13 protein-coding genes are annotated in these 12,407 nt (G+C 50.3%); 7 read left to right on the top strand and 6 right to left on the bottom strand.

The genetic code is table 11. The annotated features are described in order from the left end of the window. Positions 1-66: 66 nt before the first annotated feature. Entirely contained in the window at positions 67-525 is a 459-nt protein-coding gene (locus FD744_RS01535; protein ID WP_160867021.1) for an NUDIX hydrolase, read from the top strand. A gap of 49 nt (positions 526-574) precedes the next feature. Here the strand turns inward: FD744_RS01535 and FD744_RS01530 are convergent, their stop codons facing one another. Next, positions 575-1,042 (bottom strand): GNAT family N-acetyltransferase, encoded by a 468-nt coding sequence (locus FD744_RS01530; RefSeq protein WP_160867020.1) that lies wholly within the window; start codon positions 1,040-1,042, stop codon positions 575-577. 209 nt (positions 1,043-1,251) lie between these two features. Here FD744_RS01530 and FD744_RS01525 point away from each other — a divergent pair, with 209 nt between their 5' ends. From FD744_RS01525 to FD744_RS01510, 4 genes are all read left to right on the top strand, one after another. After that, a complete protein-coding gene (locus tag FD744_RS01525; RefSeq protein WP_160867019.1) occupies positions 1,252-1,728 on the top strand; it encodes a glutathione peroxidase in 477 nt (158 codons plus the stop codon). Between the two features lie 182 nt (positions 1,729-1,910). Continuing rightward, positions 1,911-2,555, top strand: a complete 645-nt coding sequence (locus tag FD744_RS01520) for a Qnr family pentapeptide repeat protein (RefSeq protein ID WP_160867018.1) — start codon at positions 1,911-1,913, stop codon at positions 2,553-2,555. A 461-nt stretch (positions 2,556-3,016) separates the two neighbouring features. Continuing rightward, on the top strand, positions 3,017-4,525 hold the full coding sequence (proP, locus tag FD744_RS01515; protein WP_034828978.1) for a glycine betaine/L-proline transporter ProP: 1,509 nt from the start codon (positions 3,017-3,019) through the stop codon (positions 4,523-4,525). 281 nt (positions 4,526-4,806) lie between these two features. Continuing rightward, entirely contained in the window at positions 4,807-5,895 is a 1,089-nt protein-coding gene (locus FD744_RS01510; RefSeq protein ID WP_160867017.1) for a mechanosensitive ion channel family protein, read from the top strand. A 155-nt stretch (positions 5,896-6,050) separates the two neighbouring features. Here the strand turns inward: FD744_RS01510 and FD744_RS01505 are convergent, their stop codons facing one another. Both FD744_RS01505 and FD744_RS01500 read right to left on the bottom strand, forming a co-directional pair. After that, positions 6,051-6,266, bottom strand: coding sequence for a hypothetical protein (locus FD744_RS01505; protein ID WP_072017049.1), 216 nt, complete (start codon positions 6,264-6,266; stop codon positions 6,051-6,053). A gap of 104 nt (positions 6,267-6,370) precedes the next feature. After that, the gene (locus tag FD744_RS01500; protein WP_160867016.1) at positions 6,371-6,862 is read right to left on the bottom strand and encodes a GNAT family N-acetyltransferase; all 492 of its coding nucleotides are present in this window, start codon (positions 6,860-6,862) and stop codon (positions 6,371-6,373) included. An 84-nt stretch (positions 6,863-6,946) separates the two neighbouring features. On the opposite strand from FD744_RS01500, the gene FD744_RS01495 reads away from it, so the two are divergent. Then, the gene (locus tag FD744_RS01495) at positions 6,947-7,867 is read left to right on the top strand and encodes a LysR family transcriptional regulator (RefSeq protein WP_202403355.1); all 921 of its coding nucleotides are present in this window, start codon (positions 6,947-6,949) and stop codon (positions 7,865-7,867) included. Position 7,868: 1 nt separating this feature from the next. Here FD744_RS01495 and FD744_RS01490 read toward each other — a convergent pair whose 3' ends face one another. From FD744_RS01490 to FD744_RS01480, 3 genes are all read right to left on the bottom strand, one after another. Next, positions 7,869-8,894: a Gfo/Idh/MocA family protein gene (locus tag FD744_RS01490; RefSeq protein WP_160867015.1), complete on the bottom strand. Its 1,026-nt coding sequence runs from the start codon at positions 8,892-8,894 to the stop codon at positions 7,869-7,871. A gap of 119 nt (positions 8,895-9,013) precedes the next feature. Continuing rightward, positions 9,014-10,195: an FAD-binding oxidoreductase gene (locus FD744_RS01485; RefSeq protein ID WP_160867014.1), complete on the bottom strand. Its 1,182-nt coding sequence runs from the start codon at positions 10,193-10,195 to the stop codon at positions 9,014-9,016. 117 nt (positions 10,196-10,312) lie between these two features. Further along, complete coding sequence (locus tag FD744_RS01480) at positions 10,313-11,254, bottom strand: 2-hydroxyacid dehydrogenase (protein ID WP_160867013.1); 942 nt, start codon at positions 11,252-11,254, stop codon at positions 10,313-10,315. Between the two features lie 241 nt (positions 11,255-11,495). Here FD744_RS01480 and FD744_RS01475 point away from each other — a divergent pair, with 241 nt between their 5' ends. Continuing rightward, positions 11,496-12,401 carry a polyprenyl synthetase family protein gene (locus tag FD744_RS01475; protein ID WP_160867012.1) on the top strand — a complete coding sequence of 302 codons (906 nt, stop codon included), beginning with the start codon at positions 11,496-11,498 and terminating at the stop codon, positions 12,399-12,401. The last annotated feature ends 6 nt before the right edge of the window (positions 12,402-12,407 follow it).

The raw sequence follows: 12,407 nt of genomic DNA, 5'->3' as shown, positions 1-12,407 counted from the left end.
CGGAATCACGATACCACAGACAATATCATCTAAGAGAGTTAACGTTACGAGGAAAGAGAGCCAAAAATGAATACCCGGCCTTCAGCACGATTACTCATCATTGACCCACAGCAGCGTGTTCTGTTGTTTTGTTTCACCCATAAAGCCGATGCTCTGGATGGACAACGTTATTGGGCCACACCCGGCGGAGCATTGGAAAATCACGAAAGCTGGAAACAGGCAGCGATTCGCGAACTCTTTGAAGAGACAGGCATTATACGTACTCAGCTGGATGATGCCATCGGCTACCGAGCGTTTGAAATGCAACTACCCAGCGGCGAGGTAGTGTTAGCACAAGAGCACTATTATACGGTGCATGTTGTTCAACAGGAGATTTCAACAGCGGGATGGAGTAAGCACGAGCGCAAAGTGATGTCAGACTATCACTGGTGGGAACTGAAAGAACTGATATGCAGTGGGGAACGCTATTATCCGGAAAATTTAACGGCTTTGCTGGAAATCGCCCATCAGTCTGCTGCACGCTGACGGTTGCAGGCGGCAATCAAAACCGCCTTCGATAAGCCCTCTCGGCGCATCAATTCTCGTCGTTATCGCTAAGGTAAATATCTGGGCGCGTGATCGTCCACGCATAATCAGGACGATTGACCGGCTCGTAACCAAATTTCTCATAAAGCCATGGTGCTGTCGTGGTGAACAACATGATCCTGCGCAGCCTGTTAAATAAAGGATGGTCATGAATGCACGTCATTAACCATCTGCCTAACCCATCCCCCTGATGCGCTTCCAGTACATACACGTCACAAAGATAGGCGAAGGTCGCATGATCTGTTATGAGCCGGGCAAATCCGACCTGAGATTGATGATGATAAATGCCAAAGTTCAGGCTGTTTTGAACTGAAGCGGTGACGGTTTCCACGTCTATGCCTTTCGCCCATGTTGAGCGCGTCAGATACTGGTGTATCGCCTCCACATCCAACTTTGCGCTGTCTGTACTAATGAGATAATCATTTTGATGCCATTCATGGATTGATGGAAGCGTCACTCTTCACTCCAAATAACTTATCCAGTCGTGCTGGAATACTATCACAGCGGAATGACCATGGGTTCTGATGTATATTGCTTTGCAAGATCCGATGTTATTGATATCGATCCGTGTGAATTAACAGAGCGTTGGATTTCGCTGCGCTGTAATTAATCCGGGTATAAAAAAAATCCTGCAGAATTAAACGGGTGTTCTTTGAGGACTTAGACATGACCCCCTTTCATCAACTTACCGCCACAAGCCTGAGAGGCCAGCTTATCTCCATGGCTGATTACGCTGGCAAACTGGTTTTGGTAGTGAACACCGCCAGCCATTGCGGCTTCACGCCACAGTACGCAGGCCTTGAAGCGCTTTATAAGAAGTATGCCGCCCAGGGGCTGATGGTGCTGGGGTTCCCTTGCAATCAGTTCGGAAAGCAGGAGCCCGGTGATGCCGACGCGATCTCGCAAACCTGCCACATTAACTACGGTGTAAGCTTCCCGATGTTCGAGAAGGTGGAGGTCAACGGAGCGGCTACGCATCCGGTGTTTGGTTATCTGAAAGACGAATTACCCGGCTTGCTGGGCGGTGGGATAAAGTGGAACTTCACTAAATTTCTCATCGGACGTGACGGCAAACCCATTAAGCGGTTTGCACCCTTTACTACGCCAGAGAAAATGGAATCTGCGATTCTAGCTGCACTTTGAATCTAATTATTCCTGAGCGTCATTCGCGCTGAAAGCGTTTAATCTACATAATATAATTCCCTACTTCTTTCAGCGCAGACAATTCCAGTGTTGCTGCCGGTGAGTCAGATTTTGTCGTTTGACGCACGGCTATAAATCAGTTCAACATCCACACCACTGTATAAAAAAACAGGATCAGCATCATGACCCTAACTCTGGTTGGCGAGAAAATTAGCAAGAATCGGTTTACCGGTGAGAAAATTGAAAACAGTACCTTCTTGAACTGTGACTTTTCTGCTTGTGACCTTAGTGGTACTGAGTTTACTGGTTGCACTTTTTACGATCGTGAAAACCAGAAAGGATGTAATTTCAGCCGCGCCACGCTGAAAGATGCCATCTTTAATAGTTGCGATCTTTCCATGGCGGACCTTAGAAACGTTAGTGCGCTGGGTATTGAGATTCGTAGCTGTATGGCACAAGGTGCCGATTTTCGCGGTGCCAGTTTCATGAACATGATTACAACCCGTACCTGGTTCTGCAGTGCATACATCACCAAAACAAACCTCAGCTACGCCAATTTATCCAAGGTGGTATTAGAGAAGTGCGAGCTATGGGATAACCGCTGGATTGGTACTCATATTCTGGGCGCAACATTCAGTGGCTCAGATCTCTCAGGCGGTGAGTTTTCTTCATTTGACTGGCCTTCTGCCAATTTCACTTATTGCGATCTGACTAACTCGGAGCTAGGTGAAATCGATGTGCGTGAAGTTGATATGCAGGGCGTGAAGCTGGACAACTACCAGGCCTCATTAATATTGCAGCATCTTGGCATCTCGGTTGTTAATTAATAAGCTGCATGTTAACCACTCATTTTAAATTTATCGCATTGCTTGAGTGAATGAATACGGACTGCCAGTAAACAACATATTATGGCAATACCGCTAGTCATCAGCACAAGGTCGATTATCTGGCATGGTCGACCAAATACTATTCACCCCATCGTGTTGCCTTCACTCCTGTCACGGAATGAAGGCGCAGTGACGATGCCTAGGGGCCTGTGAGCTTAACCAGCATCAGTGAGTCCGTCTTGCCCACTGAGAACGCCGGTCCTTACATCTCAAATCTTCGCGAAAACGCCCAAACGCTCAGCCTAAAAAAAGCCGCTAAATCGGGGTTTCTCCCAGCAAATTGTAAATTTATGTCTATGCTGTATCAGGATCATCAGCTTTTGCTGGGTTCACTATCACGTTTTACTGTTTGTTTATAACTAGATATCAATCAAAAGCACTTGATTTTTAAGGGAATGGTAATGCTTAGTATAAGACGTAAAAAGGTTAAACCGATGCGGTTGAAGGACGTGACAATCATTGATGATGCTCGTCTGAAAAAGGCGATTACCGCCGCCGCTCTGGGTAATGCCATGGAGTGGTTCGATTTTGGGGTATACGGCTATGTCGCAGCCGTTTTGGGCAAAGTTTTTTTCCCGGGTGCCTCGCCTGGCATTCAGATCATCGCCGCTTTAGGCACATTCTCGGTTCCGTTCATCATTCGTCCGCTAGGAGGAATGTTCTTTGGCGTATTGGGTGATAAATACGGCCGTCAGAAGATTCTCGCCATCACCATCATATTAATGACCTTCAGCACCTTCAGTATCGGACTCATTCCCTCCTATGCCACCATCGGCTTTTGGGCACCGGTCTTGCTGTTAATTGCAAAAATGGTGCAAGGATTCTCGGTGGGAGGCGAATATACCGGTGCTTCCATCTTTGTTGCGGAGTACTCACCCGACCGTAAACGCGGATTTTTAGGCAGCTGGCTTGATTTCGGTTCGCTGGTTGGCTTCGTATGTGGCGCCGGTGTCGTTGTGCTGCTCACCACGATCCTGGGCCAGGAAACCTTCAATGACTGGGGCTGGCGCATTCCCTTCTTTATGGCGTTGCCGCTGGGCTTAGTCGGCCTTTACCTGCGTCATGCGCTCGAAGAAACTCCGGCATTCCAGAAGCATGTGGATTCACTGGAAGAAGGTTCTAAACAAGGTCTTAGCGAAGGCCCTTCTGTTCCTTTCAAAGAGATTGCACGCAAACACTGGCGGAATCTGATCTCCTGCATCGGCATCGTTATCACCACCAACGTGGCGTACTACATGCTGCTGACTTACGTGCCGAGTTATCTGACCCACAATCTGCACTATTCAGAAGACCGTGGTGTTTTGATCATTGTGGTTATCATGCTGGCGATGCTGTTTGTGCAACCGGTGATGGGATTGCTCAGTGATAAATTTGGACGTCGTCCCTTTATCATTATTGGTAGCGTGGCAATGGTGCTGTTATCCATTCCATCCTTTATGCTGATTACCCATCACAGCCTGGTCGCACTCTTTTTTGGATTGTTGATTCAGGCGGTCATACTCAACTGTCTGATTGGCGTGATGGCCTCGACCCTGCCCGCGTTATTCCCGACTGAAGTGAGATACAGCGCGTTGGCCAGCACCTATAACATCTCCATTTTGGTTGCGGGTATTACCCCTACCCTTACCGCCTGGTTAGTGGAAGTGACAGGCAACCTTTATATGCCAGCATGGTATTTGATGGTGGTGGGTGCGATTGGCGTAGTGACCGGTTTTACCGTGAGAGAAACCGCTAACAAACCGCTGTATGGTGATACCCCAGCTGCCTCCTCGCTTGAAGAAGCCAAAGAGTTGCTACAGGAGCATCATGATGGCATTGAGCAGCGCATCGAGGATATTGATGAACAAATTGAGGAGTTGAAAAATAAGCGCCGCAATTTAGTCGCTCAACACCCCGAAATAACGCAATAAATATTAACCGCTGCCTAAGGGCAGCGGATTTCCCCCTCAATCGATCTTCCTGACACAGAACACTTATTATCGTCTATACTTTCAGTGAGTTGGTTTATTCACTATTTTAATTAAAACTCGATAATGATGATGAAATTGTTTTCATCAGAATCAATGATGGGCATTGAATTAATTTCATTATTAGCGAATAGATAGTTAGCAGATAACCGGACAGACAACGGTTACTGAATATTTAATTTACCTGACAATGATATATTGTCAGCTGAGAATGAGGGAAAATAATGCCATCGATATTTGATGAGTTATCTGACGCCCCTTCATGGGTGCCTGCTGTGTTACTTGTCACCCTTTCGCTTGTAGCAGGTTTTCTGGCTCGTTTTTTACTGCTTAGATTTATACGTTACTGGCAGGATCGCGACAGGAAATTATTCAAATCACTTGAGAAGCATCTTCGTGGTTCAATGTTTCTATTTATTCCACTGATGTTAATCAACGTCGGAGCCGAGTATGTAAATATTCACCCCGATTCGCTTTCGTTCATTACCCCCACGCTGAATGTTTTCATAATATTGTCATTGTGCTCGATTTTAATAAGATTGACCAACGTCGCGCAGGACATGCTATTTATTCGCTATGATATTAATCTGTCAAACAACCTGCGCGCCAGGAAGATTCGCACCCAGATCATTTATGTCAAAAAGGTCGCGATTGTCCTCCTTGTATCATTCTGCCTTTCTCTAATTCTTATCAGCATTCCCGGCGTGAGAAAATTCGGCACCACCATCCTCGCAGGCGCTGGGGTGGCAGGCATCATCATTGGTTTTGCGCTGCAGAAGTCACTGGTTAATTTGTTTGCCGGCATTCAGATCGCTTTCACACAACCGATCAAAATTGATGATGCGGTTGTGGTTGAAAATGAATGGGGTTGGATTGAGGAGATCAACCTGACCTATGTTGTAGTGCGTATCTGGGACCTGCGCCGACTGGTGCTGCCAATTACCTATTTTACCGAAAACGCCTTCCAGAACTGGACACGCAATAATGCCCAAATATTGGGTTCGGTTTTTCTTTACCTCGATTATTCGATGCCATTAGAGCCACTCCGTCAGCATTTTGAAAAAGTTCTCAGCGAAACCAAACTCTGGGATCAGCAAACCCAGGTGCTTCAGGTGACCGATACCTCTGATAAAACCATGACGATTCGTTTATTAATGACTGCACAAAACTCCCCAACCGCCTGGGATTTGCGCTGCTACGTGCGCGAGAAGATGATTGAGTTTATTCAACTGAATTATCCGCAGAGTCTTCCTCATGTGCGGGCGACGTTGACCGAGGCCGCAGAATCGAATAACACGAAAACTCAATCTTAGATCATCCTCTTTTCTGCACTTTAGAGTGGCAGTTCATACATGGGTAAGTATCTACGTTGGGACACGAGCAGGGTGGACATCGCCCTGCTGTCGTCCTCAGTCCTTTTCGCCTTAAACAACAACAAAACAGACGGCCCAACGCCGCCAGTTGTTCTTCAGTGCCCACGCCGCGCCCGCATCATCGCCAGCCTGAACTGGCGGACATCTTGTGGCGTCCAGCAGCGGCAGGACAACGGCGCGGTATCGTCAACCGCGGCGGGTAGCGGGACTTTCTCTAGCGTGCCACGATTGCAAATCGCACAGGCTAAAGTGGCGGAGGGCACGCCAAGATAGCGCGCCACCTCCGGCAAGGTCATCAGTGTAGTACGCATCATAACCTCCTCGTTGCATGTGATTTAACTGACATGGTTGAGCAGTTTTCAGCGTAATTTTATGATCGCGATCAGGTGATGAATTATTTTTGGTTAAAAAATAATCACAGCGTCATCAGCATCTCGTGCCACGCCATGCCGCCGTGATCGGACGCCGAAGGTTTGATGTATTGATAGCCGAACTTCTTATACAGATCAACGTGATGGGTTTTGCACATCAAATGGATGGTCTGTTTATCCATCTGCTTCATAAGCTTGATGAACTGTTGCATCATCAGTGTGCTGTATCCTTTGCCCTGATAGGCCGGATCGAGCACCACTGACATAATCACCACGTTAGGTGCTGCAGGATCGTGCCCGATTAACTCCTTAAATTCCTCATCTGACATCACCACATCCCAGGCGCAACCTGCATTGATAAAGCCAATGACTTGACCCTCGTTTTCAAGGCACATAAACCCTTGAGGATACTGTGCGATACGGGTTGCGATTTTTTCGCGCGTGGCAGCCTCATCGCCTTCGTAGGCATTAATTTCAATGGCATAGCAGCGATCAACATCGGCTAAGGTGGCATTTCTAAACGTTAAATTCGACACAACTACCCTCTGGATTAACATCACAATGCACGCTATTTTACCGACAAATCACCATGAACCTACTGCATTGTCTTCAGGATAATTATGAACAACGTGCATCTCATGCTGCGCCAACTCGACCTCAATTTACTGCTGGTGTTTGCCGCGCTCTATCGCCAGCGCAGTGTCACCGCCGCCGCAAATGAATTGGCCTTCAGTCCCTCGGCATTAAGTCACGCTTTGGCACGCCTGCGTGTCTCACTGGACGATCCGCTTTTTATCCGTCAGGGAAATGCAATGTTACCCAGCGCGAAAGCGGAACTGCTCGCGCCCGGCATTATCAATGCCCTGGACGCGCTGGTGGAGAGCCTTAACCGCCGAAACGATTTTGACCCGCTCACCAGCCATCAGGTTTTCCGCTTTGCCGTGACGGATTACACCGCTACCGCCCTTCTGCCCACGTTGATTGCCCATCTGCAACAGCAGGCACCCAATGTAGTGATCAAGGTGGTGTATTCACGCGGCTACGATGCGTTTGAGGATTTGATGGCGGGCAAGGTGGATTTTGCCATCGGTTTTGAGGATGAAGTCACCACCCCAAGACGTGGCATCAACACTATCGAATGTTTCGAGGATAACTACGTGGTTGCAGTTCGCCAGGGGCATCCGTTTATCCGCGATGCGCTCACCTATGAGGATTACCTGCGCGTGGGGCATGTGGTAGTTAATCCGTGGAATGAGCAACGCGGCGTGATTGACCGAATACTCGACGCGCAAGGAATTCAGCGCAAAGTGGTGGTGGAACTGCCGAGTCTGATGACTGCACCATTGATCATCGCCAGCACGGATCTGGCTATCGCGTTACCGCAACGTGCCGTGACATCCTTGTTTGGCGCGGCGGATTTGAAAATTTTCCCGACGCCCTTTCCTACCCCGCATTATGCGCTGCGCGTTTACTACAATCCGGCGCTGGCGAACAGCGCCGGACATCAATGGCTACGCGAACAAATTGTGCAGGTCGTGTAAATCACGCTAGTTCCACGACCCGATTTTCACGTGCGCTAACAAAAGCAGCATCCAGTACCGCCAGGACTTCAATCGCCTGCTCTGGCGTCACCGGAGGCTCACTGCCATCGCGTACCGCTTGAGCAAAAGCTTCGTAATAGGCGTGATAGGCACCTTGTTCAGAAGGCACCCGTTCTGAGCCTTGCGGCGTATTAAGTGTGCCCCAGCGCTCAGGCTGCTCATAGCCCCATGCATCCCGATCGTCCGCCGGGCGCTGGCCCGCAAAAATGGCCTGCGCCTGCACATCCGTCCCTTGTGAAATAAAGCTACCGGCATCGCCATACAGACGAAACTCACGGCAAACAAAGCGATTCAGTTTGGTGGCGGAAAGATAGGATTTAGTCCCGTGTTGATGAGTGAGCGTCAGCACAAAACTGGCGTCGGTCGGCCCTTCCGGCAGGTCGATGATATCCAATTGAGCATAAACCGATTTTACCGGCCCCAACAGGAACAGCGCCTGATCGACAATATGACTGCCTAAATCACGCAGCAAACCGCCGGTTTCGCCGCCTTCGAGGGTATTGGCATCGTCAAAATCCATACGATTATGCAAACGCCACACTTTTCCCACGCGATTTTGCTCAATCAGTTTTTTCAGCGTGCGCACATCATGGTCAAAACGACGGTTGTGATACACGCTCAATACGACGCCTTTCGCTTTCGCGGCATTGGCCAACTCACGCCCCGTTTTCGCGTCGGGTGCAAAGGGTTTGTCGGCAATCACCGCCACACCCGCAGCAATCGCTTCCAGCACCAGTTCGCGGCGCGTTTGCGGTGGTGTCGTGATCGTGACGGCATCGACACCTGCCGCCAGCATGTCGGTCAGGCTGGCATAGATCGGAATGTCGGGAAAATCCGCTCTCACGCGTGCAATAGTGGCTGGCGCACGCGCCACGATGCCCGCTAACTCCACGCCCTCAGCCGCATTAATGAATGGCGCGTGAAAGTGTTTGCCGCCCGTTCCATAGCCCACGATACCGATTTTCATGCTGCCTCCTTGTGATAGAGAAGAGTGGTAAGGCAATCAGTAATAACATAATCGCAACAACTAAAACTGCTCGCTCACGCAAAAATGGTACAAAAATATCATTTTTAGGAAAAATGGCTTTACTGTGCCGCAGGGAAGTTGCGTTTAATCGGCGCAAAGTCACTGGCTTTTTTGCCTAATAGTCGCTGAGGGCGGAAATCTGCCAGCAACTCACTGGCCTGATCCTGCACCAGTTCCTGCGCCACCAGCTTGCCAATCAACGGTGACAACGTGATTCCACTGTGTGTCACTGCCACATACACACGCTGATGAGGCGTGACGTAGCCAATGGCAGGTAATCCATCCGCCGGTCTGGCGCGTTGACCAATCACAATGTTCTCAATCTGCAATTCGCCTGCATCTGCAAACAACGCGTGGTAGCGATCGCGGAACGCCTGCGCAATATCCCCATGGCACGAAGGTGGGGCAGCAGGGTCGGCAAGGCCATCCAGCGCCAGTGCCTGCAACAGCAATCGCCCGCCGCCGTCCGGGCGTACATTAAGCTGAGGAGAGATTAAATTGGTTGCCAGCGAGAGCGGCTGTGGCGCAGTGCGTGCCAGGAAACTACAGGCCACCGCGTTGGGTTTGCTGGTATCGAGCAGCGCCAAATCAAGATTAAGGGTGTTAAGCAGTTGATTGGCCCAGCGCCCGGTGGCAATCACCACGTGATCACCCTGCCACTGTTCACCGTTTACCAGATGCAGCGTGACGCCATCAGCTTGTTCGCTAAGACGTTCAATCGCATGTTGTTGATGCAATACCGCCCCATTGGCACGCGCTTCAGACCAGAGTCGCGAGAGATACAGCGCCGGATGCAATACCGATTCCGTTGGGAAATGCCAGACGCTGCCACTTACCGCCTGTGAACGCAGATCCGGTACTTCACGCTGCAACGCATCCGGTGTCACCTCATGCGCGGGATAACCCAGCGATTGCAGGGAGGTAACACGCTGAAGTAGCCTCTGCTGCGCCTCGCCTTCTGGCGCCCACTCCCAGGTACCACAGGTTTCCAGCCAGCGCAGACCATTGGTTTGCGAAAGCTGCAAACGAGTATGTTCTTCCATAGCGAGGGCATTGAGCTGGTGATAACTGAGGGGTTGTTTACCATTGGAGTTGACCCAGGCGAAGGTGGTGCTGCTGGTGCCGGCACCAATATGCTGCTGCTCAAAAATCGTAACCTGTACGCCCTGCAAGGCTAATGCGCGCGCCACCGCTAAACCGATGACGCCGCCGCCCACTATCGCAATCTTTTGAGTTGTCATGAATGGCTCCTGAATGAATAGCCCTATCATAACAACGTTCATCGGCAGAGATTGCAATTGCTATATAACGCTTACTGCGCAGGATATAAGAAAATCCTCTGATGCCAGAGAATAAATTTATATCGTCGTCAGCATTTTCCCATTTGAGAAATAGGCCAGCAAATTCTCCAGCACATTATTCGCCATGCCTTCACGGGTTTCATGGGTGGCACTCGCAATATGTGGGGTTAATAACACATTATCTAATTCACGCAGCGCAGGATGAATAACCGGTTCTTGCGGGAAAACATCCAGCGCGGCGCCTTTTATCACACCCTGCTGCAATGCCTGGATAAGATCGTTTTCATTCACCACCGTGCCGCGTGCAATATTGATCAGCACACCCGATTTCCCCAACGCCGCCAGCACTTTTGCGTCCACCAGCTGGATATTTTCCGGGCTACCCGGCAGCGCCAGCACCAGGAAATCACTGAACGCCGCCAGCTGTTCAATGTTCTCACAGCGTTGGTAAGGCACATCTTTTTGACTGCGCGCGGTGTAAGCGATCTCCATACCGAATGCCTCAGCACGCCGGGCAATCGCAAGACCAATCGCGCCTAAACCCGCGATGCCCATGCGTTTTCCGCTGGCTTTACTGGAAAGCGAAGTGCCGGTATTTTCCCACGCGCCAGAGCGGGCGAACTGATGATTGGCCACCAGGTTGCGTGAAAAAGCTAAGGTCAGCGTCATGGCTAAATCGGCGACATCATCGGTAAGAATATCGCTGGTGATGCTCACCTGAATATCATGTGCGGCGGTGTAATTCAGGTCGATACGATCGGTTCCCACCCCAAACACCGCAATCGCTTTACAGGCCGGCACCTGTTCCAGAATCGACGTTTCTACACCCACGTCACCGCGCGTCACTATGCCTTGAATCTCTTTGCCCTGGCGCTGAAGAAATAACGCAGGGTCCTGCTCATTATATAAACGATGACATTGAAAATGTTGCGAGAGTTTTTCGTCCAGCTGAGGCATCAGTGGCTGAATAATCAGAATATGAGGTTGCGAAGACATCATTATTTTCCCGGATGGATAAGCGTGTCGTTTCAGACTACCGGATGAATTTATGTTACGGCATCCTTGTTACTTTTTTCGCTAATAAGATCACGGGGAAAGTGCAATGAATCCTGGTTGAGAATCAGGTTTTATTTCGGTTCTGTCTTTACCGTAATGCGTTGAGCACGCTGGCGAACTCACCTTACGCAGTCTACGGTTAATAAAAAAACCATAACAATTCAACTTACCATGGAAAGCCGCTATGACCGCCCATGTCGACATCACAGCAAGCCAGGAACACGAACTTCACTCTTTGCAGCAATTATTGCAGACGCATCTTGAGCAACTGCTGCCTGCGGGTCAGCCGAGCGATCAGGTTCGTGCCGCCATGCGTGCCGGTGCGCTGGCACCGGGTAAACGCATTCGTCCACTGCTGCTGTTGTTAGCTGCGCGAGATATGGGCAGCAAAGCATCGCAACAGGGCATTCTTGATCTCGCCTGCGCAGTTGAAATGGTGCATGCCGCGTCGTTGATCCTCGATGATATTCCATGCATGGACAATGCTCAGATGCGACGCGGGCGCCCGACGGTGCATCGCGAATTTGGCGAAAGCGTGGCGATTCTGGCGGCGATTGCCCTGCTGAGCCGCGCCTTTGAAGTGATTGCCGTTGCGCCAGGTTTAGCCGCCCTGCAGAAATCAGAGGCGATTGCCGAACTCTCTTCTGCCGTGGGTTTACAAGGTTTGGTGCAGGGTCAATTCCAGGATCTGCATCAGGGCGCGCAATCGCGTAGCCCGGAAGCCGTCGCATTAACCAATGAACTCAAAACCAGCGTGCTGTTCCGAGCCACCTTGCAAATGGCGGCGATTGCCGCGGAAGCAACACCCGCTATGCGCCAGAAACTCAACTATTTCGCGCAGGATTTGGGTCAGGCTTTCCAGTTGCTCGATGATCTCGCCGACGGCAGTAAACACACCGGCAAGGACGTTAATCAGGATCAGGGTAAATCGACGCTGGTACAGATGCTCGGTTCTGAAGGTGCTGAGCGCCGCTTGCGTGAACATCTGCGCAGTGCCGATGCGCACCTCGCCTGCGCCTGCCATCGTGGCATAGCGACCCGCCAATATATGCACGCCCTGTTTAATCAACAGCTGGCGATGTTTCACTGATCGCGG

The organism is Pantoea sp. Taur (assembly GCF_009830025.1).
In the GTDB taxonomy this organism is placed as follows: Bacteria; Pseudomonadota; Gammaproteobacteria; order Enterobacterales; family Enterobacteriaceae; genus Pantoea; species Pantoea communis.
This window is presented reverse-complemented; position numbering and strand designations above follow the sequence as displayed.

Excerpts from the sequence above, each read along its gene's own strand:
- FD744_RS01525 (WP_160867019.1), top strand. The coding sequence starts at position 1,252 with ATGACCCCCTTTCATCAACTTACCGCCACAAGCCTGAGAGGCCAGCTT.
- FD744_RS01510 (WP_160867017.1), top strand. The coding sequence starts at position 4,807 with ATGCCATCGATATTTGATGAGTTATCTGACGCCCCTTCATGGGTGCCT.
- FD744_RS01480 (WP_160867013.1), bottom strand. The coding sequence starts at position 11,254 with ATGATGTCTTCGCAACCTCATATTCTGATTATTCAGCCACTGATGCCT.
- FD744_RS01490 (WP_160867015.1), bottom strand. The coding sequence starts at position 8,894 with ATGAAAATCGGTATCGTGGGCTATGGAACGGGCGGCAAACACTTTCAC.
- FD744_RS01520 (WP_160867018.1), top strand. The coding sequence starts at position 1,911 with ATGACCCTAACTCTGGTTGGCGAGAAAATTAGCAAGAATCGGTTTACC.
- FD744_RS01475 (WP_160867012.1), top strand. The coding sequence starts at position 11,496 with ATGACCGCCCATGTCGACATCACAGCAAGCCAGGAACACGAACTTCAC.
- proP (WP_034828978.1), top strand. The coding sequence starts at position 3,017 with ATGCTTAGTATAAGACGTAAAAAGGTTAAACCGATGCGGTTGAAGGAC.
- FD744_RS01495 (WP_202403355.1), top strand. The coding sequence starts at position 6,947 with ATGAACAACGTGCATCTCATGCTGCGCCAACTCGACCTCAATTTACTG.
- FD744_RS01505 (WP_072017049.1), bottom strand. The coding sequence starts at position 6,266 with ATGCGTACTACACTGATGACCTTGCCGGAGGTGGCGCGCTATCTTGGC.
- FD744_RS01535 (WP_160867021.1), top strand. The coding sequence starts at position 67 with ATGAATACCCGGCCTTCAGCACGATTACTCATCATTGACCCACAGCAG.
- FD744_RS01485 (WP_160867014.1), bottom strand. The coding sequence starts at position 10,195 with ATGACAACTCAAAAGATTGCGATAGTGGGCGGCGGCGTCATCGGTTTA.